We start from the raw sequence: 24,042 nt of genomic DNA, 5'->3' as shown, positions 1-24,042 counted from the left end.
GCGTATCGACAAACATGTCAAGCATTAATTTCAAATCAAAACAGGTCGTCAAGCATCTAATCACCGCTCTTCCTGAACGGGGCCGGGATATTATTACCAGTCGTTTTGGCTTGGGCAAGGATTTCGAAAAAATGACCCTTGAGGCCATTGGTAAGAAATACGGCATCACTCGCGAGCGGGTTCGACAGATCGAAAACTACGCTTTGGCGCAGATTAAGAAGTCTAAGAATTACAAAGACGAGGCCGACTCTTTTGCTCAGCTGTCAGATTTGGTCCACTCGCTCGGTGGGATTATTTCCGAAAAAGACCTTTTGAATCATGTCGCCAAGGACAAGAGCATTCAAAACCAAATTCACTTTATGTTGGTCTTGGGCGATGCTTTCTTTAAGGAGAAGGAAGACGAGGAATTTCAGCATCGTTGGCATGTCGATCATGAACTTTCCAAGAAAATTCATGAATCTCTGCGAAAACTTTACAAATCTCTTTCCGATGAAGACATTGTTCCGGAGTCGGATTTTGTCGAGACTTTTCTTGAGCACTTGAAGGATGTTTCTGATAAGTACAAAGATGAGGAGGTGATTAAGCGCTGGTTGGCCCTATCAAAAAATATTGGCCGAAATCCTTTAGGTGAATGGGGTAAGGCTTCCTCCTCAAACATCAAAGCTAAGGGTATTCGAGACTATGCCTACCTAGTTTTGCGTAGGCACGGTTCCCCAATCCATTTCCGTGAGGTCGCCAAGCAGATTGGCAATATTTTCAGCAAGAAGGCTCATGTGGCAACTACTCACAACGAACTAATTAAGGACCCACGATTTGTTTTGGTTGGACGAGGTCTGTATGCTCTCAAGGAGTGGGGTTATGCTCCGGGAGTTGTCCGAGATGTGATTCGAGCGGTTATCGAAAAGAACGGCCCGATGGTTAAAAAGGATGTTATTGATAAGGTTTTGAAGGAACGCTATGTTAAAGAGAATACGATTGTAGTCAATCTGCAAAACCCTAAGTATTTTAAGAAAGATAAGGAGGGCAGGTACGCAGTTGCGTAAATCTAAATCAAAGATTTGAAAAGCCAAAACCCCGGAAGGGGTTTTGGCTTTTAAGGGCATTCGTTTAGCTATCCTAGATAAATCTTTCCCCAAAGATGGCTAGAAACAAACCAAAGAGTGGGGTATGATATAGGGAATGAAGGATCTTTTGATCAAATTCCTCGATCTCTTTTATGCGCTCGCAACCTTGGAGCGAGAGAGGTACTTCCGCAGTTTCTTTTTTGCTTTAAGCGTGGTTGGGCTTATTTGGTGGTGGCAAAAAGCTTTCCAATTTCATCCGGAGTATTTTGCTCCAAGTTGGCAGCTAATTTTGGCGTTAGCTCCGGTTTATGTGCCCCTTATCCTTTTGCGTATTTTTTGGAAAGTCTGGTTTGACTATATCCGCTCTGACTTTATTCGGAAGCAAGGTTCGGTGCTTTTGGAGCTAAAAATTCCTAAAGAGACTAACAAGTCACCACTCGCGATGGAGATTTTTTTGACTGCGCTTTTTCAGACCGGCTCTTCGAGTTATGTTGACACTTTTTGGAAGGGTAAGGTGCGCCCCTGGTTTTCGCTCGAGTTGGCCTCTTTCGATGGCGAAGTCCATTTTTTCATTTGGACTCAACTTAAGTGGCGAAACATTATTGAGGCGCAGATTTATGCTCAATATCCAAATGTTGAGATTTATGAAGTGCCAGATTATGCCGCTGGCATACCTTATGACATTTCACGATATCCATTTTGGGCGACTCATTACAAGTTGACCAAGGATGATGTTTTTCCGATCAAGACTTATGTTGACTACGGTTTGGATAAAGACCCGAAGGAAGAATTTAAAATTGACCCGATTACTTCAGTTTTGGAATATTTAGGTTCCTTAAAAAAGGGTCAAATGGCCTGGATTCAAATTCTGATTCAAGCTCACCGCAAGAGCACCTTTACTGACGACGCCACTTTTAGTTTTGGGCGAGATTGGGTGAAGGAAGCGAAATCCAAAATTGAGGAGATTAGAAAAGAGGCGACTCCGGATCGTGGCCCTGATGTGACAGCTTTTCCTAATCCGACCAAGGGTCAAATTGAACAAATCGGTTCGATTGAAAGAAGTTTGGGTAAGTTCCCATTCGACACGATGATGCGAGGCATGTTTTTCTGGGACCCAAGTGAATTTGATGCGGGTGGCATTTCTGGCCTGATCGGCAGTGTTCGCCAATATAGCTCAAACTTTTTCAACGGATTCAAACTCGGTAAATTTACCGACTATGACTATTGGTGGCTCGACCCGGGGCGAGTGCGCCGTACGCGTCTGGAGAGGCATTACCTCGACGCTTACCGCCGCCGGGCTTTCTTCCAGCCACCGTACAAAAATTATCGTAATAAACCGTTTATCCTGACAACCGAGGAGATTGCGACCATCTACCACTTCCCAGGTGGTGTGGCGGCGACCCCAACCTTTGCCCGAATTATGTCCAAAAAGTCTGAACCGCCATCTAATTTGCCAACCTAGTCTACGGTTCCTATGGATTTGTTTGTCGAAAAAAAATTGCCGGATTATGCGCGGTCCGGTCTGCGTGGTACGAAATCACGGAGGCGGATTATGGCTTTTGGTGTGGCGCTTATAATCGGCTTTGTAGCGGCTACCTGGTGGCAGGCACCGGCCAATTTCCCCAAAAGTACTTTGATTGCGGTTTCTAAGGGGCAAGGTCTATCTTCGATTGCTAAAACTTTGAAAGCCGCACATATTATTCGTTCAGAGTTTTGGTTTAAAGGATTGGTGGTGATTTCTGGCGGAAGTCGCGGTGCACAAGCGGGGGATTACAATTTTGATATACCGCAAAATATTTTTGTGGTGGCTGACCGAATTGCGCGCGGAGTTTACAACTTGAAGCAGATTAAAGTCACGATTCCCGAAGGCCTGTCCAATCTTGAAGTGGCAAAAATATTTTCCGTGAACCTGCCGCGTTTTAATTCTAAGGAATTTCTGAATTTAGCTAAAAGCAAGGAGGGCTATCTTTTTCCGGACACTTACTGGTTTTTACCAAATGTTTCAGGTGCGGAAATTATTTCAGCAATGTCGGACAATTTCGATAAGCAAATTATTTCAATTACTGATCAAATCCAAAAATTCGGCAAACCACTTAATGATGTGATAATAATGGCCTCAATCATTGAAGAAGAGGCGAGGATTATGGAAACTAGGCAAACTATTGCCGGAATTTTATGGAAGCGCTTAAAAGAGGGGATGTTGCTCCAAGTTGACGCGCCCTTCTCTTATATCAATGGTCAGGCTTTGCCAAAAGTTTATTTGGACGATTTAAAAATTGATTCACCCTACAATACCTATTTATATAAAGGTCTGCCACCAGGTCCAATCGCAAACCCCGGCCTTGATGCGATTAAGGCGACTATCAATCCAGTTGCCACCAAGTATTACTATTATCTTACTGACAAAGACGGCGTGATGCATTATGCCGTGACGCACGATGAGCATGTAGCCAACAAAAACCTCTACCTGAAGTAGAGGTTTTGGAATCATGAATTAGGATTTAGGAATCAAGAATTGAAAATCCAACATACACTACAATTTCCGTACGGAAATTGTAGTGTATGTGGGGAATGGGTGGGGAAAATTAAAAACCGAGCGCGGGGCGCGCTCGGTGGGTGGGTGGGGGCTATTCAGGGATACTTTTTCCGGTAATATTTCTGAAGAGATTTGGCTAAGCGGTTAAGCTGGCCCTGGGTTATCTTGATTTTAGCGTCGCTGAGAAGGCTGAGGATTAGTCTCCGGCCACGATCCCTCTTCAGGGCATCAGCGCAATCGAATCTCTGCAGTGTGTCAAAATTCAGGATACTGTCGCGGATTAGCCACTTGAGGTTCGCAAGTGCTTGGGGTCTTTTTCTCATTGTCTCTATTGGGGTTGCGGTCTCTACGGTTTGGACGGGTCGATTTCAAAACTGACTTCATAACAGATGGCGACCGTCAGGGCGGAAAAGCCGACTGCCCCTTCTATTGATATTCCACCTTGTCTTGCGAAAATAATGGCAATAACCATTGCACTTCCGGAGATAATAACTGCTCGAACTGCTTTTCTCAGTTTCATAAAGAGCCTCTTCAGTTGAGGTTTTCTATCTAAAGTGATACCATGCGTATCTATGAAAGTCAAAGGTCCAAGGTCAAATGTCAAATGTTCTCGATCGTCTGTCTGTGTCGGCCTTTCCGGCGGGGTTGACTCGTCCGTTTCGGCCGCCTTACTCAAAAAGGCCGGTTTTGACGTGACCGGAGTTTTCATCAAAGTCTGGTCGCCGGATTTCATAAGGTGTACCTGGAAAGAAGATCGACTTGATGCGATGCGGGTTTGCGCTAAATTAAGAATTCCTTTCAAAACCTTGGATTTGGAAAAGGAATATAAAAGGGAAGTGGTTGATTGTATGATTCGAGAATACAAAGCTGGTCGAACCCCGAATCCTGATGTGATGTGCAACCAGCAAATAAAATTTGGTGCCTTTTTCAACTGGGCGATGAAGCAGGGTGCAGATTATGTGGCGACGGGACACTACGCTCGAGTCGCTCCGAGCGTGACTCGGGAAATTCCAAATTCCAATATCCAAGCTCCAAACAAAACTGGAAAGAAAAATTCTAAACTACTCGCTACCCACCACTCACTACTCACTGCCGAGGATACAGCTAAGGAGCAAAGCTATTTTTTGTGGACATTGACGCAGAAGCAATTGGCTAAAACACTTTTCCCAATCGGTCATTTACAGAAAAGTGAAGTTAGAAAATTGGCAGAAAAGTTTGACTTAATCACGGCAACCAAGAAAGACAGTCAAGGACTTTGTTTTATTGGGAGGGTGGATATGAAGGATTTTCTCAAAAGATTTATCAAAGAGAAACCCGGAAAAGCCTTGAATGTCAAAGGTGAAGTAATCGGTTCTCATGATGGTGTCGTTTTTTACACTCTTGGAGAAAGACACGGTTTCCAGATTTCTAAGAAAACTCCCGAGAGCGAGAGGTTGTATGTCGTCACCAAAAATTTGAGAAATAACACCATTACGGTCTCCAACAATCCAAAAGATACTGAAGTTGGACCCAAACAAGAGTACCGACTATCGAAAGTAAACTGGATCTCAAAACCACCGAAAGATTCTGTTAAGTGCGAAGTGCAAATCAGGTATCACGGTGAAATGATAGGCGCAGAGATTTCCAAACTTAGTGGTACGAAAGCCGTTATTCATTTTTCGCTGCCGCAGCTTGTGGCCTCGGGCCAATCGGTGGTATTTTACAAAAATAATGAATGCCTCGGTGGCGGAGTTGTAAACTAGGTAGATAGTATATGGTATTAGGTATATGGTATTATAAAAATAATCTCCCGATTTTTAATTTTTGAGATTTACATTTTAATTTAATATCATGGATTTAATCAAAGCGGACGGTGAAAGGGAAGTGTTTGATGAAGGCAAGTTTCGCAATTCTTTGACACGCGCCGGCGCGCCGGATGCTCTTATCGACAAGATTGTTGTCCAAATTAAGCCCAGGCTGAAGCATGGCATGACAACCAGCGAGCTTTACCGGCTGGCTTTTGATTTGCTAAAAAAATATGAACGACCGATTGCTTCCCGCTATTCTTTAAGACGGGCCCTTTTGAGTTTCGGGCCGTCCGGATTTCCTTTTGAAAAATTCTTGGCCGATTTGATGATTGAGCACGGCTATACCGCGCTTACTGACCAAATTGTAAGCGGGCACTGCATCACTCATGAGCTTGATGTGGTGGCCTATAACAATGAGAAGCTGATAATGATTGAAGCTAAATTTCATAATGAACCCGGTACGAAGACTGATGCCAAAGTGGCTCTCTACATCAAATCCCGAAAAGATGATTTGAGTAATGCGGAATTTAATTATGGTCACAAGCGAAAGATGGATGATTTTTGGTTGATTACTAATACCAAATTCTCAAGTAGTGCGATTCAGTATGCCAAGTGTATTGGTTTGAAAGTTGTCGGTTGGAACTATCCGTCCAAAGGTAATTTGCAAGACATGGTTGAAGCTTCCGGTTTGCACCCGATTACTTGTATGACTCATCTCACGAAAAGTGAAAAAGATATTTTGTTGGGCAACGGTTTAGTGCTTTGCCGAGATGTTGCCGGTAAACCTGAAGTATTGTCATCGCTTGGGTTTTCTGATCTCGAGGTCGAAAAGGTTTTAGCCGAGGCCGAGATGTTGTGTCGTTCCGAGCGACCGGCTCTGCCGACACATCTGGCCTAAAATCAAGGGTTTTTGGGGGCAGTTTGGTGTTTGAAAGCTCTCAAGGATTGACGGCTGGCTTTTTTGGTTTCCAATAAACTCTGTGGGTTTACATTGGGGTAATTTTAGCTAGACTGTAGCTATATAATTTAACTTATTAAGAAATATGGACGAGAAGAAATCAAACGGTAAGTATGTGGTCATCGCAGTAGTCGCCTTCTTGGTCGGCTTTGGCAGTGCCTGGTTGTGGCTCACTAAATCTCCAGCCGGAGTCGCAATCGTTGGTGACAAAACTTCCGGCAAGGTTGAAAATAAAACCGGTCTAGAAATTACCGGCAATTCAATTGTGGTCGGCGACCAGGTTGCAGGGATTTCTGCGAGCATTGATTCGGTGAAAGTCGAGAAGACTTCTTGGGTGGCGATTCATGAAGACAATAACGGCGCACCAGGAAACATTTTGGGGGCGCAGCTTTTCGAAGCCGGTGAGCACTCCGGTTCAGTAGAGCTTTTGCGCGGTATGTTGCCGGCCAAAACTTATTATGCCATGATCCATACCGAAGACGGAGATCGAGCCTTTGATCCTAAAAAAGATTTGCCATTAATCGATGATGTTGGCCAGCCGGTTTGGGCCATCTTCAATACTCTAGCTGAATAAAAGATTTAAAACCGCCCTTCACCTGTCGCAGGTGAAGGGCGGTTTTCTGTTGCTTTTGTTGTATATCTGTGTTAGTGTCAGGAAAGAACAGAATCATCAAAAAGGAACTAAATGACAACTTTGTTTGACCCAGTCTATGACCCGTCTCAAGGAGGGGCTGTGGGTGATCTCGAAAAGTCCGGTTTTGATATCACCATTGTCGCCAGGATGAAGCACGGCGCTCTCTATAACGCGATTAGAAAGCGGGGCTGGACTGTAGGGCAAGCGGCGGAATTTCTTGGACTTCAAAAAGGAGTGCTCTATGAGGTTTTGGCAATGAAGCGCCTGCCACCACTAGTTTTTTCCAAACATCGGGCTAGTCGTAAGGCTGTTGCCAGGAAGGCTGGAATTTTGGAGGAGAAGCTGATGAAGCTCACTGGCCAAACGATTGACGAGCTTTTCCCTGAAGAAGTTCGTAGTGAGTTGTTTCTTGGTCGGGCTCGATTGATAGTGATTGATCGAAAGGTATCACCAAGCCAGTTGCTTGAACTCGCGCAAGGTCATTTTGCGCATCAACTCGAGGCGCCCCCGTCTCCGGCCGAAGAGGCCACTAACAATGAAAAGTGGGAAATCGTCTCAGCTTTTATCAAAAAGCATTTTGACTGGCGGAGTGCTCAAATGTTCCAGTTGTACTATTTCGGCGATGTGACCATGGCGGAAATTGGACAAAAGTTCGGGGTGACCGGCAGCAATGTTGGCGCAATCCTTCGGCGCGTCGAACGAAAGCTCAAGACGCACCCGGAGCTTAGTGAAATTCGTGGTGAGTCCAGTCAGATTGGTGAAACCTCAGATCTTTTGGAGTGGGCCAAAAACAATCGCAAACGGATTTCCTGGCTGGCCAAGAGAAAAAGATTCTAAATATTCCAAACCGCCGGTTCGCTGGCGGTTTTTAAATGCCCAAAGTCCCATACTTTATACTTTCAACTTTATACCTTATACTGATTGCATGGCCTACGAAAAAAAGACCAAAAGGAGCGCCAATTGGAATTATGGCGGGGAAAGGTGGCGTTTATCGCGGTCAAAAATTGACCTCTTTACCGAGTGTGAGAGGTGCTTTTATTTAGATAACAAAATCGGCGTTTCTCGTCCAAGGGGGCCGTCTTTCACTCTGAATCTTGCCGTCGATGCACTTCTGAAAAAAGAGTTTGACATTCACCGTGCGAAAGCGACCCAGCATCCACTCTTGAAGCGCTATGGGGTTGAGGCGGTACCGTTTCAGCATAAAGATATTGATCTGTGGCGCGATAATTTCCAAGGCCTGTCTTTTTATCACCAGCCGACCGGTTTTACCGTCTCTGGTGCGATTGACGATCTCTGGGTTAATCCGGCTAAGGAGCTCATTGTGGTTGATTACAAAGCGACCGCCAAAGACGGCAAAATGGACGCTTTGTCGGATACTAAGTGGGAGGCTCAATACAAGAGGCAAATGGAAATTTATCAGTGGCTCTTGAGGAACATGGGTTTTAAGGTTTCTGATACCGGTTATTTTGTTTATGTAAACGGCAAAAAGGATCGGGAGGCGTTTGATGGTCGATTGGATTTCGATATCACTTTGATCCCTCACCTCGGCAAAACCGATTGGGTAGACGGCATCTTGCTCAAAATTAAGGAGTGTTTGGACTCGGCCGAACTTCCGAAGGCCGGCGCTGACTGTGAGTTTTGTCCTTATCGCGAGGCGGTCGGACTTTCAATTAGAGAATTATATAAAGCTAATGAAGCGAAAAAAGCCAAAGTCAAAGAAGTCGGTGAAGGGAAAACCCTCTTTTAGATCTCAAGTTCTAAGGGTGGTCGCCAAAATTCCGGCTGGCCAAGTTATGACCTACCAGCAGGTCGCCAAGTTGTCTGGGCATCCGCTCTGGTGTCGTGCTGTGGGATCGATTTTAAAAACCAATTTCGATCCACACATCCCTTGTCATCGAGTGATAAAGAGCGACGGCACGCTCGGGGGTTACAACCGCGGCCCGGCTCGTAAAAGGCGAATTTTAAAAGCGGAAAAATTTAAATTTGTTTGAATAATTAAAATGGATAAAGAACAGTTTCTGACTCATCTAAAAGAGGGGACTAAGGTATTTCAGAATGAAGCCATTGAGAAAGCTTTTCGGGCGATTGACCGAGCCGATTTTGTGCCGGCAGATTATCAGATCGAAGCCTACGAGGATTACGCCTTGCCACTGGGTTTTGGACAGACTATGTCTCAACCGTCGACGGTCGCTTTTATGTTGGAGCTTCTGGAGCCTAAAAATGGTGATTGGGTCTTGGATGTTGGTTCGGGCTCCGGCTTCTCTACGGCGTTGCTCTCTCACGTCGTTGGCAAATCCGGAAAGGTAATCGGTGTGGAAATTGTGCCGGAATTGGTAAAATTCGGCCAAACCAATTTGGCCAAGTATAAATTGCCTCAGGCTAAAATCATAAGCGGCAAGGATCTTGAGATTGGTTTCCCGGAAGAGGCACCTTATAATCGGATTCTGGTTTCGGCCGAGGCTGAGTTAATCTCCGAGGAACTGCTAAATCAGCTTAAGATTGGCGGGATAATGGTAATGCCGGTCAACCATGAACTCGTGCAAATCAGAAAGACTTCCGAGACCGAAATCGAGACCGAGGAGTTTCCGGGATTTAGTTTTGTGCCTCTGATATACTAGAAATCTATTTAGCCATCTTTCCTAAGCTTATGAAAAACATCGCCAACTTTCTCTTTGAAATAGGAATCCTGTCCAAGACACCGAGAAGCGGTTTTCATTTCTTGGGTACCGGCGATCAGAGCGTGGCCGAGCATGTCAATCGGGCGGTTTACATCGGCTACACCTTGGCGAAACTCGACGGCAAAGTTGACGCCTCGAAAGTGATTAAAATGTGTCTATTTCATGACTTGGCCGAGGCCAGAGTTTCAGATTTGAATTATGTCCACCAAAAGTATGTTGAACGAAAAGAGGCTAAGGCAGTGGATGATTTGACTCATACCTTGCCTTTCGGAAAAGATATTTTAGAGACCATTCATGAATATGAAGAGCGCAAAACTCCGGAATCGATTTTGGCCAAAGATGCCGACAATTTGGAATGGATTATTTCCTTGAAGGAGCAAGTTGATATCGGTAATACCAGGGCCAAGGATTGGATTAATTCTGCTCTGCAACGGCTTAAGACCAAAGTGGCGGAGGATGTGGCGGCGGAGATTATGAAGTCGGAATCGACCGATTGGTGGTTCGGCGACAAGAATAGTTCTTGGTGGGTGAATCGTAACAAATAAGATGGTCAAGACAGATTTAATGCGAATAATTAAGGAGGAGGTTTTGGCGTTAAAAAGTTCTCCGCTTTACGAATATCGGATTTCAAACAATTATTTCCCGGTAATCGGGGAGGGAAGCCATGACTCGAGGATAATGTTCGTTGGTGAAGCGCCAGGCCGAAATGAAGCCAAAACTGGCCGGCCATTTTGTGGCGCGGCGGGAAAAATTTTGGATGAGCTTTTGGATTCAGTAAAAATTCCTCGCACCGAAGTTTATATAACCAATATCGTCAAAGATCGTCCGCAGGAAAATCGCGACCCTTCACCCGAGGAAATAGAAATTTATGGGCCTTTTTTGGATCGTCAGATTGAAATTATTCAACCAAAAATTATTGCGGCACTTGGCCGGTATTCCTACGGCTACATTATGAAAAAATTCGATTTGGATTTTGAAATGGAGCCGATAGGCAAGGCTCATGGTAAAAAATATCCAGCCAAAGCGAGCTACGGCGATATCCATATCGTAGCCCTCTATCATCCGTGTGTGGCGATTTACAACCGGACTAAATTGCCTGAATTGAAGGAGGATTTTAAAATTCTAAGCAAAGTTAAGTAGGTATTGACAAGAAATACAAAAAATGTTAATCTGAAAAAAGATACTTAGCTGTATGGCTAAGTCGTTCTCTGCACCACAAGGTGGGGAATAAGGGGCTATATCCGTGCCCTAAACGGATTGTTCACTAAGAAAGGAGTGCTGTATGGCACAACAAACCAGAGTTAGAGTCGGGACCTTTAAAGTCACAGACGGCCCATCAAGGGAGCTTTTGAGAGACGCTGTTGGCGGACTGCCCGGGCATCGTCCTGGAGTAGAGTTTGCTCTTGATGTACCAAATCGACATCTTCCTAGGTTTCGTTTTGTCGCAAACAATGATCCGAAGTGGCTTGCTGAGCGAACTACCGTAGCACTGTTTGGTTGCGTGAACAGTTTTACCTGGGTGGGTGATTCTGGAGAGGATTTTATCCTTCGGGGTCGGTTTGTGAGATTGAACTTCCAAGATTCCTTTGGCAGTTACATTGTTAGGTACAACACAAGGAATCGAACTGGATTAATGTCGATTATGCGGGGCTAGAGGTTATCGCCAGGCCTGAATAGGTCTGGCGATATTTTTGTTTGCAAGATTGGCTTTTAAAAATATTAATAGCTGTTATATTTAGAGGATGAATTCCGTTAGAAATAGGTCATAGAGAATGACCGTAATACTTTAAATTATGGTGGCCTTTGCGAGTGAATCTGCTAGACTAAGTAACACTAAGTTATTAACTAAAAATTTCTAACGGGATGAAAACCACTTGGAATCTTGATTTGCTATACAAATCCATCTTGGACCCGAAAATTGAACAAGATATTAAAGCTCTGGAAAGGGCCTACGGCCTTTTTGCTAAGAAATATAGAAATAGCAAATCATATACAACTGACGAAGGTGAGCTCTTTAAAGCACTGACCGATTACGGGTATCTTTTTGACAGTTTGCGATCTTCTTGGGCTTTAAACTATTTGGGTTATCGCCAGGATCTAAATGCTCACGACCATGAGGCAGAGGCCAAGTCCAATCTTTTGCTGGACCGCCTGACCAAAGCTGACAACTCGCTTTTATTTTTCCGGTTGGCACTGGAGAATATTTCTCCGACCCTACAAAAGCAGTTTTTGAAATCAAAACAGCTCGCCCCATTCAAGTATTATCTCAAAACAGTTTTCCGATGGTCCAAGCATCATCTCTCCGAGCCGGAGGAAAAAATTCTCAGTCTAAAAGCCCAGCCGAGTCAGAGTCTGTGGGTAGCCGGCAATGAGAAAATTTTGGGCAGGAATTCAATCACCTTCGGCAAAAAGAAATTGTCGATCGGCCAGGCCATAAATTTGGTGGCCGATTTGCCAGGAGGTGAAAGAGTGCTCCTGCACCGCGAGATTATGGCCAGACTGAAAGATTTGAGTAGCTTTGCCGAGGCCGAACTCAACGCGATTGTCATCGATAAGAAAATTAACGATGAATTGCGCCACTTTAAAAAACCTTATTCAGGTACGCTTCTCTCCTATGAAAATGAGGAGAAAACCGTAGAATCCTTAGTGGCGGCCGTAAATGACCACGCTTCAATTAGTCATCGCTTTTATCGCTTAAAGGCCAAACTATTGAAGGCTAAAAAACTGACTTATGCCGACCGCAATGTTTCAATCGGCCACATTAACCATAAATTTGCATTTGCCGATGGGGTGGACTTGATTAAGAAATCTTTTGGCGCGGCGGATCCGGAGTTTGCCAGAATTTTTTCGGATTATCTTGAAGCCGGGCAAATTGATGTTTTTCCTAAAGTCGGCAAAACTGGCGGAGCCTATTGCTCGAGCAACCAAATCGGTCCGACTTTCGTGCTCCTTAATCATGTGGACACGGCCGACTCGGTGATGACCTTGGCACACGAGATGGGTCATGCAATTCACGGTGAATACAGCCGTAAAAACCAACCACCACTTTATCGCGATTACACGATTGCCTCGGCTGAAGTTGCCAGCACCTTTTTTGAAAATCTGGCTTTTGAGGAAATCTTCAGCCGTTTGACCGAGGCTGAGAAGGTTATCGCCTTACATGATCGGATCAACGATGACATTCAAACTATTTGGCGTCAGATTGCCTGTTTCAATTTTGAATTGGCGCTTCATAATCAGATTAGGGCGAAGGGCGCTTTAACTAAAGAAGAGATTGCGGCTCTAATGAATTCAGAAATGAAAAAATATTTGGGTTCGGCGGTCGAGCTTACCGAGGACGACGGCTACTTCTTCGTCTATTGGTCCCATATCAGACGCTTTTTCTATGTTTACTCCTACGCTTTCGGCCAGTTGGTCAGCAAAGCGCTCTACGAAAGATACCGGGCCGATAAAGGCTACCTGGCCAAGATTAAACAGTTCCTAAGCGCCGGTGGCAGTCAAAGTCCTGAAGACATTTTCCGGTCAATTGGTATTGATGTATCTGATCCGGCTTTCTTTGTTGAGGGCTTGAGATCGGTCTCGAAAAACATCGACCGGCTTGAGTCGCTCCTCAAAAAGCGGTAAAGTGGAGCCTATGAAGCTAAATGATGTTAGGACAAAATACCTAAAATTTTTCAAAAGCAAGGGACACAAGATAATCCCTTCGGCCTCTTTGATTCCAGAAAACGATTCGACGACACTTTTTACCGGTTCAGGTATGCAACCCCTGGTGCCGTATCTTTTGGGCCAAAAGCATTCGGCAGGCACGCGCTTGGCCGATTCACAGAAGTGTTTCCGGAGCGAAGATATTGAAGAAGTTGGTGACAATCGTCATACGACTTTCTTTGAGATGTTGGGTAATTGGTCGCTGGGGGATTACTGGAAGGAAGAGCAACTCAGCTATTTGTACGAGTTTTTAGTTAAGGAGATCAAACTTGATTCTAGAAGACTTTGGGTGAGCTGTTTTGAAGGTGACAAAAAGCTCGGACTTCCCAAGGATACTGAATCGGCGGAAATTTGGCGAAAATTAGGGATCGAAGATAGTCACATTAGATTTTACGGTGCCACGAAAAACTGGTGGTCACGTTCTGGGGTGCCGGAAAATATGCCAGCGGGAGAACCAGGAGGTCCGGACTCTGAAGTGTTCTTTGATTTTGATCCTGATGATGAAAAGGGAACTCATGCTGGTTCACAATGGAAAGCTGATAAATGTCATCAGAATTGTGACTGCGGACGTTTTATGGAAATCGGTAATTCGGTCTTCATGGAATATCAAAAACAGGCCGATGGAAGCTTTAAAAAATTAGCCCAGAGAAATGTAGACTTTGGTGGAGGGCTTGAGCGAATAACTGCAGCGACGAATTACGACCCAGACATTTTGACCGGGAGTGTGTTTGAACAGGATGGCCTTTCGGTAGTCAGAGCAATAACTTCTGTTCTTGGCGATGACCTGAGATCGCTCAGAATAATTGCAGATCACTTGCGTTCAGCGATATTCTTGATTGTCGACGGCGTGCTTCCGTCAAATGTTGATCGTGGATATTTTTTGCGCCGTTTGATTCGTAGGGCAGTCTCTGTTATCCCAAACAAGACGATTTCGGAATTAGAAATAAAATCGATTGTTGAAATGGTTGCTTTTGTCTACAGCGATACTTACAAAGAAATTGATAATCGGAAAGAGGAGATTATCTCGGTGATTTTTCATGAAGTCGTCCAGTTTGGTAAGGCTTTGCAGCACGGTTTGAGTAAATTGGAAAAAAACGCAAATTCAGACATCTCAGGTGCAGATGCTTTCTTGCTGTTCTCGTCCTACGGTCTACCTATAGATATGATAGTAGATTTTGCTAAAAAGCGTGGCCTTTCGGTCGATGTTGCTGGATTCCGAGATGAGATCGAAAAGCATAAAGAGATTTCTCGCGCCGGTGCCGAGAAGAAATTTAAAGGCGGGCTAGGGGACACATCAGAAATGTCGGTTAAGTACCACACGGCAACCCACCTGCTTCACCAGACGCTTCGAGATGTTCTAGGTAACCACGTTTCTCAAAAAGGCAGTAATATCACGCCGGAGAGATTGCGTTTTGATTTTACTCATCCGCAAAAAATGACCGATGAAGAGAAGAAAAAAGTCGAAGCGATTGTAAATGAGAAAATTCAGGCCGAACTCGATGTTCATCGAGTCGAATTGCCAAAAGCTGAAGCGGAAAAGTCTGGCGCCCTGCATTTCTTTGGTGACAAATACGGCGAGACGGTTTCAGTTCACTATATCGGCAATGATTTAAGCTCAGCCTACTCAAAAGAATTTTGTGGCGGGCCTCATGTGAAAAATACTTCCGAGCTCGGTCACTTTAGAATCCAAAAAGAAGAAGCGGTTTCAGCTGGCGTGCGGCGTATTAAAGCTGTACTCGAGTTATAATTGTGTCAGCCTAGAATTTTTCGCCACGCAGGCACTCTTTTTCCAATCTAAGATAAACCGCCACATGTGTGTGCTCTGTAGCTTTTCCTACAGGTTTTCTTTAGCTGTTCCTCATACATTTTTATCGCGGTCGTGGAAAAAATGTATGAGGAGGCAAGGTGGGCTGGCGAGGATCTGCCGTGGGATTGGAATGATTTTCCGGAACTAAATGGTGACAATATTTTCAGGTCTGTCGCCACCTTAGAATTTGGGACTGATAAAATTTTGAAGGCAAAAGGGTCAATGGTTGCTAGTCATTGGTCAAGCCAAATTTGGTGCGAATTTGGCGATCGTTTTCAATGGAGTCAGCAATCACATATAGCAAATCTTTACCGACCTTTAGGTCGGCCTTTAATAAGGTGATGAAATCTTCACAATCGTAGGGATAAACCCAGACACTATTCTGGAGTCGAATGAAGCCGATACTGCCTAAAATATTTCTGATTTTATCCCGCAAACTGTGCCGATACTCCGGAATATCAAAAACCAAGATTCGCCATTTTTTGTCCCATCGGTTAGGCCGCTTAAGCGCATAGCTTTTAGCCTCTGATATTCTCAAAAACTGTTCGCCTTTGTCGGTTAGTCGTAGATAACCACCGGCTTGCCACTTAAGAAGACCCTGCTTAATAAGTCGATTTCGTGACCGATTTACCCGTGATGTTAGGTTTGGGCTTTTTGAATTTAGAGATCGAAACATTTTTAGAGCGTTGGGTGCGAGCAGGGCAACGGACAACACCCCGGCCGCTTTTACAGCCAGCAGAAGTGTCTCCTTGATTTTCTCCCTCTGCTCCCGTTTTCCTGATTGTTCTTCAGCCTTTCCCATAACATACAAATTATACACGACCGCGAGTAATTTGTATGGGGATAATGATGAGGGGATAGGGGGAAGGCTTGTTGCAAGGTGTTGGTCGGGTATTGGACTGCGGTTCGAATTTTTAGATAAATTAATGACCTCCTCCCCGGCCTCCGCTCCGCTACGACCGAGGTTTCCTTTCAAGGCATCAGAATGATTACGGCTTAGCACATCAGAATGCGCTAAGCCGTTGCCCACTCAGCCCCGCCCTAGAGAGGGAAGAGTCGGACGGGGTTTCCTGGGATTGAAAAAACCTCACCCTGGGAAGAGTGAGGTGTGAGCGAATTAAGTCAGCTCAAGATTTGATGGTTCGCCAGCCGAGCCTGAGGGAAAGAATTTTCCAATCGAGCCAGGCCAAACCAAAGCCGGTGAGGGCGCCAACCAAGGTGGCCGTCAGCCGGCCAAGGTGAGGCAATTCAAGCGAACGGCCGGCGATAAATCCGGCGATGGTGCCGGCGGTAAAGCAGATCGCATAAACGGCCCGCTCATCACTGTGGACAAGACGAATCAGGTTTTTCAGGTGGCGAGCTGTGAATTTCACGACAGTCAGAGGAATGAAGGGGACCCAGAATAAGGGGTTCAGGTATTTGAACCCGGAACTAATCTGGGCGATGTCTTTCTCAAAGTACTCCTTAGATTCGTTGCGGAGCCCATGGGCGGAGAGTACCGCAACGGTAATCCCCAACCCAAAACCGAATTGTAGGCCGGTGATAGTTGCATTAGCAAGAGCTTGGAGTGGCGACAGAAGGAACACCTGGCCAGCGCGATGGAAGACTGTTAAGTCGATTGTTGTGCACACAAGAAAAGTTGCTAGGAATACCTGCGGCACGAGAATGGTGATGAATGCGGCCCCAAGAGTGTAATCGCGGATTTTCAGAGACCGCATTTCTGCGTTGCTGTTCGGCATGGTGTGGCCGAAACAATTCTTAAATTTGGCCGAGATTTCCGACTTGGCCTTGCCGTAGGTCTGCCGACAGCCGACGAGGAAGCCAGCATAATCCGCCGAAATCCAGCCGGTCAAGGCGGAGATGGCCGAAATGAGCCACCACCAGGCTTGAAACTCAAACGCCAGAGTGGCGCCAATCGCTCCACCGCACGCACAAAACAGAAACCGCTTTTGAATGCTTGTCATAATTTCCTCATTTTTTGATTGTTTTTCTCAAGGAGCTGCTCTCTAAATAATACATAATTAAGGAAATTTGTCAAACATCACAAGTTAGTCGTAGGTGGCGACAAGTATTCACAGTTCAACCGCCAGTCTTCATGTTATAATTTATAAATGAATTTTTTCCCTTTCAGAAGACAGCCAAAGGAAGAAGTTAATTTGATTTTGGAAATTGGCAGTTCAAGTATCGCGGCCACCATTTCAAAAATTTCTAAAATTGACCGGCCGGAGGTTGTCTACACTTATCGAGAGCCGATTCCAATCGAGCCAAATCGGGACCCAAAGCGTTTTGCGATATTGACGCTCGAGACCTTGAATCGTGTTTTAAAAAGAATTTCTAGAGAGGGCCTGGAGCACCTGCATTTTACTCGTTTTGGTGCTGGGAAGATTAGGCAAGCTCACTGCATTTTATCCTCACCGTGGTTTGCTTCAGAAACGAAAAGACTAGTGATGCGACAAGACAAACCTTTTGAAGTTACGCCAAATCTGGTCGCCAAATTGATAGAGGGTGAGGAGAGCCGGTTTTTGACCGTGGAGGAGGCGAGTGATTTTGGCGAGCACGGTGGTCGGCAAATGGTGAAGCTGGAAAAACACGTCATCCAATTGAAGCTCAACGGCTACGAAACCGCCAAGCCATACGGGAAAGAAGCGGATGAATTGGCTCTAACACTTTTCTTGAGTGTGGCTCCGGCTGATTTACTCCAAAAAATTCAGGAGATGGTGGCGCGAGAGTTTCTCGGTGTCTTACCTAAATTTCACACCTTCACTTTGTCTAGCTTTTCGGCCCTCCGAAATATTTTTCATTCCGAAACCGATTTTCTTTTGGTTGAGATTGGTGGTGAAGTCACTGAAATCTGGTTGGTTCGGGATGGAATTTTGCATGAGGCGGTCTCATATCCGCTTGGCGGTAACTCTCTAGTTCGGGCGGTGGCCAAGGCGGCCGGAGCGCCGAACTCGGTGGCAATTTCGTCAATCAAAATGCACCAAGAACGCTTGGTCAATTCGCCGACTGAAGAAGTCAAAACACCGCTTGCCCTTAAAGAAGCCAACGAAGAAACTAAATTGGCATGGCTCAGGCAGTTTGATTCGGCCCTGAAACGGCTCGGTGCCAACGAAGTTTTGCCGGAAAAACTTTTTTTGATTACCCACGAGGAATTTATGGAAACTTTAGTTCTATGGGTTAAGAGTGCCAAGTTTACTCAGTTTGCCGCACTCGAGCAGACTTTCTCGGTCAAGGTTGTCTCGGTTGCCGATCTTCGGCAATTTTGTCGACTCGGCAAAAAGGCCCAAATCGACCCGTTTTCAATCCTACATACCATTTTTCTAAATAGTCTTTAGGGGTGCGACTTATGCACAGGCGAGAATTATCTAGACCTGTGTTAAAATTTAGGAAATAACCTCTTTTGCCATTTTAATTATGCCTAAAAATATTTTACAAGATGTTTTGCCACCAAATGAGCGAAGTATTCGCAAGATTCCTCTGCCTAACGGCCGGAAAGTTCGACCGGTAATGAAGCGCAGTGACCGCCTGCAGATGCCCGATGACGACCGACATTCTGGACTAGCTCGTAAAGTGCTTTGGGGTTTGGCCGGCTTGGCCGTGATTTTTGCCGCGGCCGCTTTCATGTCCTTATTCTCAAGCGCGAAAATTAGTATCAATCCAAAATCAGCGACGGCAAATCTAGACGCTTCTTTTGTGGCCTATCCGGAATCAGTGAGCGATAGTAATTTAATCTACCAAGAGTTGTCACTGAAAAAAAGCGATAGCGAGGAAGTCAAGGCCAACGGCGAGGAAGCGGTTTCGCAAAGTGCCTCCGGTCAGATCATCATTTACAACAACTACAGTGGGGCAACACAGAGGCTAATTAAAAATACCCGCTTCCAGACTGCCGAAGGTCTAGTCTATCGCATCCATGATTCGGTGACTGTGCCGGGTCGAACCAAGAGTGGCGGAGTTTATGTGCCGGGCAGTGTGGAGACAACTGTTTATGCTGATGAAGCCGGAGAGAAATACAATCTCGGCCTGGTTGATTTTACAATCCCGGGCTTCAAGGGTGATCCAAGGTATCAGGGTTTTTATGCCCGTTCCAAGACTACTATGATCGGCGGTTTTGTTGGCACGGTGAAAAAAGTTGAGGAGGCCGATCGAATTGCCGCCCTTGCCAAAGTTGAGGCTCGCCTTAATGAGGCTTTGCGCGCCGAGGTAAAAAAATCTATTCCTCAAGGCTTCACAATTTTCAATGAGACCATCAAGATTGGTTTTACGCCAACCCCGATTGCTACGGTTGATAAAAATACGGCGTCAGTCGGCGAAACCGGTGAACTTAAAGCTGTGATTATCGAGTCTGGTCGCTTGGCTCGGGCTGTGGCGGAATCGACTCTGGCTACATTCGATAAGAAACCCGTCGAAATCGCCAATCTAGCCGACCTGAAATTCGCCCTGGTTAGCCAAGGTGCCGGCAAGACCGGGAGTGATCAGGCCCTAACCTTTACTTTGAAGGGTCAGCCGATAATCGTGTGGAGTGTTGATACTAAGGCCTTGAAAACCGATTTGGTCGGCTTGGTAAAGTCTGACACTAGCCGAGTCTTTGCCAACTATCCTGGCATTAAAGATGCTTCGGTCTCAGTCCGACCTTTCTGGAAGAGTAATTTGCCGGACGAGGAAAATCGAATCAACATCGAAATTGTTGAGCCAAAAAATTAGTCACCAAAAACCGGCGGGCGCCGGTTTTTTGTATTCACTGCGATAATCTGATTGGTGTAAAATGACAGTATGGTCAAAAGCCGAGGAGTCAGAAAAAATCGCCAGCAGAAAACTCTTTTCGAGCCAATCCTGCCGGAACTAAAAAATAATCCGAAAAGAATCATCGCCCATCTTGATATGGATGCTTTTTTCGCTTCGGTTGAAGAAAGAGACCGACCGTATCTTTCTGGTCGACCAATTGTGGTTGGCTCGGATCCAAACGGTGGTCGAGGTCGGGGAGTGGTTTCAACCGCCAATTATTTGGCCCGAAAATATGGGATTCGCTCGGCCATTCCAATTTCTCGCGCTTGGCAGTTGGCCAAGGAGGCCAAAAAGCGCGGTGAGCCGGAGGTGATTTTTCTTTCGACCAACTTTCACGCTTACGAAACTACTTCGGAGAGGATTGGTGCCTTAGCCTTGGCCACCCTACTTAAAAATGGGGCTGATAGTCGAGAGCCAATTCTTGAGAGTGCCGGAATTGACGAGATGTATCTTGATTTAAGTTTTGCCGGCAGTTTCGCCAAAGCTCGAAAAATTGCCACTGCGATTAAGTTGGAAATTAAAAAACAGGAAAAACTGACTTGCTCGATTGGCCTTGGCCCCAACAAATTGATTGCCAAAATTGCCTCCGATTTTAAAAAACCTGATGGTTTGACGGTAGTCGAAACTGGCGAGGCGGGAAAGTTTATCGAACAAGTGCCCCTGCGTTCGATTCCAGGAATCGGGCCGAAAGCTGATTTGGCCTTCAAAAAAAGACGGATTTCAAGTGTTGCCAAGGCCAGAGAGCTATCTTTAGCGGAAATGATTGATATTTTCGGCAAATTTGGCCACGAGCTGTTCGGAAGATTGAGGGGGATTGACCTCCGGCCGATTGAAGTTGTCGAGGCGGCCAAATCGATCGGCCAGCACGAGACCTTGCCGGAGGATTCGAATGAGCTTGGTCAGTTATTGCCGAGAATCGAAGAAATGGCCAGGAAGATTTGTGTCAGATTAAAAACCGGCGGTTTTCAGAGTTTTAAAACCGCGGTGCTTACGGTGCGTTTTTCGGATTTTACAACTAAGACCAGATCAAAAACTTTCACTGTTCCAACTGATTCTGAAGAGGCGCTCGAAAAGTGGGCAGTTAAGACTCTTTTGATGTTTTTGGACAAAAGAGAAAATAAATACGGTCAGCCGATTCGTCTAGTCGGTCTGCGAATTGAGCATTTAAGCTGATGCGGACAGGGTAGGGTTCGAATGTGCTATCCCGTTAGAGATATTTTTGTTCTGTACATTATTGCGGCTCCAAATTTTACATACTCTCTCAAAATAAAGTGGTTATCCCCACGTGACGGTCATCCGGGATGACCTATCTCTAACGGGATGCTATCATAATAGCCTATGAGTTTTGGGCCGGAACAGTTATCGGATATTGGAACCTTCGCCGGACACCTTTCTTACTTAGGTATCTTTTTGAGTGCGATTTTTTCGGGCGGTATTACTTTCTTCCCGGAGGAGATTGTTCTAATTACGGCGGGCTATGTGAGTAGTACCGGCTCACTCAACCTTTACGCGGCAGTCTTGGTCTGTGTCGTGGCAATGATTTTGAGCGATACGATTTTGTTCGGCTTGGCTAGGCGCAACAATAAGCATATCAAGACCCTTCGCTACTATGCCGGTAAGGTAAAAATTACCCGCAATCTGGAGTTTGTCCGCGCCCACCTCAAGAAATTTGTTTTCGTGGCCAAGTTTTTGCCTCTCTTCCGTTTCGTTGGCCCGATTATGGCCGGTACTCTGAAAATGAAACCGTACCTATTTCAAATTTACAATCTTTTCGCAATTGTTCTTTACACTCTGCTTTATGCCGGCATCGGCTATATTTTCCATAGCCAATTTTTGGTCCTGGTTTCAAAATTTGAAAATGTTCGACATGGAATTTTCGTTTTTGTAATGTTTATCTTGGGTGTGGCCAGTTATATTTTTGTTCATAACAAAATCGATCGTTGGTTAGACGAGAATACTCCCGAAGAATACAATGACTGAAACAATTTTAATTATTGGTTTTGCAGTTTTGATGCTACCAGCCTTGGGTTTGGTTTTTATTCCCTTTGCCCCGACTCTGCCTTATCTGGTTTTGGTGTCTTTAATTTTCAGCGCGCTCGGCTCCTTCAAGGCCTTAACTTTCAAAGAGTTGGGTGTTCTTGGTTTGCTTTGGCTCATCTCAATTCTGGTTGATTCATTTTCCGGACTTTTAGGAGCGCGATATGGCGGAGCTTCCCGCCAGGCTATGCTTTGGGGCCTGATAGGTGCCCTAGTGGGCTCATTTTTGCTACCTTTCGGGCCTTTGGCCGGCCTATTTCTGGGAGTGCTAATAGGGGAGATTTATGGTCGTAGGGGGCCAAAATCGGCCCTAAAAGCGGCCACGGGCAGTCTTATCGGGACTTTGGCGGGCATAATCATAAACCTGGTGATTGTTGTCACCTTTATAACGCTTTTTCTGGTTTTTGCTTTTTAGGAGTAGCTAGCTAATCAGACTCTGGCCAAGCATACTCTTCGGCGCCCCGAGATTTAAAAGTTGCAAAATTGTTGGGGCAATATCGGCGAGTCCGCCATCTTTCAATTTGTAATCGTGAGAAGTCAAAATGGCCGGGACCGGGTTCGTGGTGTGCGAGGTGTGAGGGATTCCAGTCTGCTGGTCAACATTGATTTCGGCATTACCGTGGTCAGCTGTGATAAAAGCGACTCCGCCTGCAGCCGTGAGGGCTTCGATAACTCGCTTGAGTTGCCGATCAGTCTCCTCGATAGCCTCGACAATTGCCGGGACATTCGCGGTGTGGCCGACCATGTCTGGGTTGGCAAAGTTGATGAAAATAAAATCATCGCCGGCCTTGATTTCCTCAACGGCCTTATCGGCAATTCCTTCGGCCCGCATTTTCGGAGCCTGGTCGTGAGTCTTAATATCCTTGCGACTCGGCAGCATAATGTGCTTTTCGTTTTTGTAGGGTTCTTCTCGTCCGCCATTTAAAAAGTAAGTGGCGTGAGGGAATTTTTCTGTCTCGGCGATGTGGGCTTGAGTGAGTCCGGCTTTGGAAATTTCAGCGGCCAAGGTCGTTTCGATTTTGATTGGCGGGAAGGCGACCAGGCATTTGTAATCCGGGTCGTATTCGCAAAAAGTGACCACCGCCAAATTGTCGGCTTTTTGGCGCTCCAAAATTTTCTCGGTGAGCATTCGGGCACGGTCAGCTCGGAAGTTGAAGAAAAGCACGCCGTCATTTTTGCTGATAGCGCAACCCTGACCTTTTTCGTCCAAGCAGACAATTGGTTCTAAGAGTTCGTCTTTAAGATTTTGTTTATAAAGTGATTCAAGGTAAGCGGAGGGCTTGATGCTGCAAACATTACCCTTGCATTCAAAAATTGCCTCTTCGGCTTTTTTCAGACGGTCCCAGTTTTGATCTCGGTCCATGGCATAAAATCGTCCGGAGATTGAGGCGATAAAAGCGTTGCCAACTTCGGCAACAACTTTTTCCAGGTCTTTCAAATAACCGGCGCCACTTTGCGGGGCAGTATCTCGGCCGTCAGTGAAAACATGAATAGCAACTTTTTTAATTCCAACTTTTTTGGCTAGACGCAGGAAAGCATAAAGATGCTCTTGGTGGCTGTGGACCCCGCCGGAAGAAACCAGACCTTGAGCATGCAGGACCGAGTCATGTTTTTTGACATGCTCGAATAGGGAAGTGAAGGCTGGATTTTTATCAAACTCGCCAGATTCAATTGACTTGCCGATTCGTACAAGTTCGGTATCGCAAATTTTTCCGGCGCCGATCGTGGTATGTCCGACTTCGCTGTTGCCCATCTGACCTTCCGGGAGGCCCACGGCGTTGCCAGAAGCCTTAAGTAGGGAGTGTGGGTAATCTCGCCAAAGGGAGTCGAAGAACGGCTTTTTAGAGGCCGCGATGGCATTATCTTTTGGGTCCTCTCGATAACCCCAGCCGTCGAGGACGATTAAAGCAACTTGTTTAGATTTGTTCATAGAGCCTATATTTTAGCCTATTTTGAGGCCGGTTTCTAGGGCTTGATATTTTGTATGGATATGTGATATAAGGATAAAAGAAAACCTGGACCGTATTCAACAAATACAGCCCATACAAGTAGGA

The 24,042-nt window shown here is 45.6% G+C and carries 23 protein-coding genes; 19 read left to right on the top strand and 4 right to left on the bottom strand.

Annotation, left to right across the window (positions count from 1 at the left end; all coding sequences use genetic code 11):
• Window positions 1–14 precede the first annotated feature (14 nt).
• From WCT25_01115 to mltG, 3 genes are all read left to right on the top strand, one after another.
• Window positions 15–1,043 carry a sigma factor-like helix-turn-helix DNA-binding protein gene (locus WCT25_01115; GenBank protein ID MFA6536013.1) on the top strand — a complete coding sequence of 343 codons (1,029 nt, stop codon included), beginning with the start codon at window positions 15–17 and terminating at the stop codon, window positions 1,041–1,043.
• Window positions 1,044–1,179: 136 nt separating this feature from the next.
• Window positions 1,180–2,526: a hypothetical protein gene (locus tag WCT25_01110; GenBank protein ID MFA6536012.1), complete on the top strand. Its 1,347-nt coding sequence runs from the start codon at window positions 1,180–1,182 to the stop codon at window positions 2,524–2,526.
• 12 nt (window positions 2,527–2,538) lie between these two features.
• Window positions 2,539–3,540, top strand: coding sequence for an endolytic transglycosylase MltG (gene mltG, locus WCT25_01105; protein ID MFA6536011.1), 1,002 nt, complete (start codon window positions 2,539–2,541; stop codon window positions 3,538–3,540).
• Between the two features lie 406 nt (window positions 3,541–3,946).
• Here the strand turns inward: mltG and WCT25_01100 are convergent, their stop codons facing one another.
• Window positions 3,947–4,120, bottom strand: coding sequence for a hypothetical protein (locus WCT25_01100; GenBank protein MFA6536010.1), 174 nt, complete (start codon window positions 4,118–4,120; stop codon window positions 3,947–3,949).
• Window positions 4,121–4,172: 52 nt separating this feature from the next.
• Here WCT25_01100 and mnmA point away from each other — a divergent pair, with 52 nt between their 5' ends.
• The 11 genes from mnmA to WCT25_01045 all read left to right on the top strand — a co-directional run bounded on the left by mnmA (window position 4,173) and on the right by WCT25_01045 (window position 15,109).
• Window positions 4,173–5,342, top strand: a complete 1,170-nt coding sequence (gene mnmA, locus WCT25_01095) for a tRNA 2-thiouridine(34) synthase MnmA (GenBank protein ID MFA6536009.1) — start codon at window positions 4,173–4,175, stop codon at window positions 5,340–5,342.
• Between the two features lie 88 nt (window positions 5,343–5,430).
• Window positions 5,431–6,285, top strand: coding sequence for an ATP cone domain-containing protein (locus WCT25_01090; GenBank protein ID MFA6536008.1), 855 nt, complete (start codon window positions 5,431–5,433; stop codon window positions 6,283–6,285).
• A 145-nt stretch (window positions 6,286–6,430) separates the two neighbouring features.
• Window positions 6,431–6,919, top strand: coding sequence for a hypothetical protein (locus WCT25_01085; GenBank protein MFA6536007.1), 489 nt, complete (start codon window positions 6,431–6,433; stop codon window positions 6,917–6,919).
• A gap of 111 nt (window positions 6,920–7,030) precedes the next feature.
• Complete coding sequence (locus WCT25_01080) at window positions 7,031–7,816, top strand: sigma factor-like helix-turn-helix DNA-binding protein (protein MFA6536006.1); 786 nt, start codon at window positions 7,031–7,033, stop codon at window positions 7,814–7,816.
• An 88-nt stretch (window positions 7,817–7,904) separates the two neighbouring features.
• Window positions 7,905–8,726, top strand: coding sequence for a PD-(D/E)XK nuclease family protein (locus tag WCT25_01075; GenBank protein ID MFA6536005.1), 822 nt, complete (start codon window positions 7,905–7,907; stop codon window positions 8,724–8,726).
• A complete protein-coding gene (locus WCT25_01070; protein MFA6536004.1) occupies window positions 8,704–8,970 on the top strand; it encodes an MGMT family protein in 267 nt (88 codons plus the stop codon). The genes WCT25_01075 and WCT25_01070 overlap by 23 nt, the downstream gene beginning before the upstream one ends.
• A gap of 9 nt (window positions 8,971–8,979) precedes the next feature.
• Window positions 8,980–9,597 (top strand): protein-L-isoaspartate O-methyltransferase, encoded by a 618-nt coding sequence (pcm, locus tag WCT25_01065; GenBank protein MFA6536003.1) that lies wholly within the window; start codon window positions 8,980–8,982, stop codon window positions 9,595–9,597.
• A gap of 29 nt (window positions 9,598–9,626) precedes the next feature.
• Entirely contained in the window at window positions 9,627–10,202 is a 576-nt protein-coding gene (locus tag WCT25_01060) for an HD domain-containing protein (protein ID MFA6536002.1), read from the top strand.
• Window position 10,203: 1 nt separating this feature from the next.
• Window positions 10,204–10,797, top strand: a complete 594-nt coding sequence (locus WCT25_01055) for a uracil-DNA glycosylase (protein MFA6536001.1) — start codon at window positions 10,204–10,206, stop codon at window positions 10,795–10,797.
• 723 nt (window positions 10,798–11,520) lie between these two features.
• Window positions 11,521–13,281, top strand: coding sequence for a M3 family oligoendopeptidase (locus WCT25_01050; GenBank protein ID MFA6536000.1), 1,761 nt, complete (start codon window positions 11,521–11,523; stop codon window positions 13,279–13,281).
• A gap of 10 nt (window positions 13,282–13,291) precedes the next feature.
• Window positions 13,292–15,109 carry an alanine--tRNA ligase gene (locus WCT25_01045; GenBank protein ID MFA6535999.1) on the top strand — a complete coding sequence of 606 codons (1,818 nt, stop codon included), beginning with the start codon at window positions 13,292–13,294 and terminating at the stop codon, window positions 15,107–15,109.
• A 289-nt stretch (window positions 15,110–15,398) separates the two neighbouring features.
• Here WCT25_01045 and cas2 read toward each other — a convergent pair whose 3' ends face one another.
• Together cas2 and WCT25_01035 are read right to left on the bottom strand one after the other, a co-directional pair.
• Entirely contained in the window at window positions 15,399–15,971 is a 573-nt protein-coding gene (gene cas2, locus WCT25_01040; GenBank protein MFA6535998.1) for a CRISPR-associated endonuclease Cas2, read from the bottom strand.
• 325 nt (window positions 15,972–16,296) lie between these two features.
• Window positions 16,297–17,133 (bottom strand): hypothetical protein, encoded by an 837-nt coding sequence (locus WCT25_01035; protein ID MFA6535997.1) that lies wholly within the window; start codon window positions 17,131–17,133, stop codon window positions 16,297–16,299.
• A 147-nt stretch (window positions 17,134–17,280) separates the two neighbouring features.
• On the opposite strand from WCT25_01035, the gene WCT25_01030 reads away from it, so the two are divergent.
• From WCT25_01030 to WCT25_01010, 5 genes are all read left to right on the top strand, one after another.
• Entirely contained in the window at window positions 17,281–18,504 is a 1,224-nt protein-coding gene (locus WCT25_01030) for a hypothetical protein (GenBank protein MFA6535996.1), read from the top strand.
• 79 nt (window positions 18,505–18,583) lie between these two features.
• Window positions 18,584–19,870 (top strand): hypothetical protein, encoded by a 1,287-nt coding sequence (locus tag WCT25_01025; GenBank protein MFA6535995.1) that lies wholly within the window; start codon window positions 18,584–18,586, stop codon window positions 19,868–19,870.
• A gap of 69 nt (window positions 19,871–19,939) precedes the next feature.
• Window positions 19,940–21,124 (top strand): DNA polymerase IV, encoded by a 1,185-nt coding sequence (gene dinB / locus WCT25_01020; protein ID MFA6535994.1) that lies wholly within the window; start codon window positions 19,940–19,942, stop codon window positions 21,122–21,124.
• A gap of 165 nt (window positions 21,125–21,289) precedes the next feature.
• Entirely contained in the window at window positions 21,290–21,931 is a 642-nt protein-coding gene (locus tag WCT25_01015) for a DedA family protein (protein MFA6535993.1), read from the top strand.
• Window positions 21,924–22,403 carry a DUF456 domain-containing protein gene (locus WCT25_01010; protein MFA6535992.1) on the top strand — a complete coding sequence of 160 codons (480 nt, stop codon included), beginning with the start codon at window positions 21,924–21,926 and terminating at the stop codon, window positions 22,401–22,403. Before WCT25_01015 ends, WCT25_01010 begins: the two co-directional genes overlap by 8 nt.
• 6 nt (window positions 22,404–22,409) lie before the next feature.
• Here WCT25_01010 and gpmI read toward each other — a convergent pair whose 3' ends face one another.
• Window positions 22,410–23,918: a 2,3-bisphosphoglycerate-independent phosphoglycerate mutase gene (gene gpmI / locus WCT25_01005; GenBank protein MFA6535991.1), complete on the bottom strand. Its 1,509-nt coding sequence runs from the start codon at window positions 23,916–23,918 to the stop codon at window positions 22,410–22,412.
• Window positions 23,919–24,042: the final 124 nt, after the last annotated feature.

It is taken from the genome of Candidatus Paceibacterota bacterium, from assembly GCA_041666545.1.
Taxonomy (GTDB): Bacteria; Patescibacteriota; Minisyncoccia; order Phycocordibacterales; family JBAYGS01; genus JBAYGS01.
This window is presented reverse-complemented; position numbering and strand designations above follow the sequence as displayed.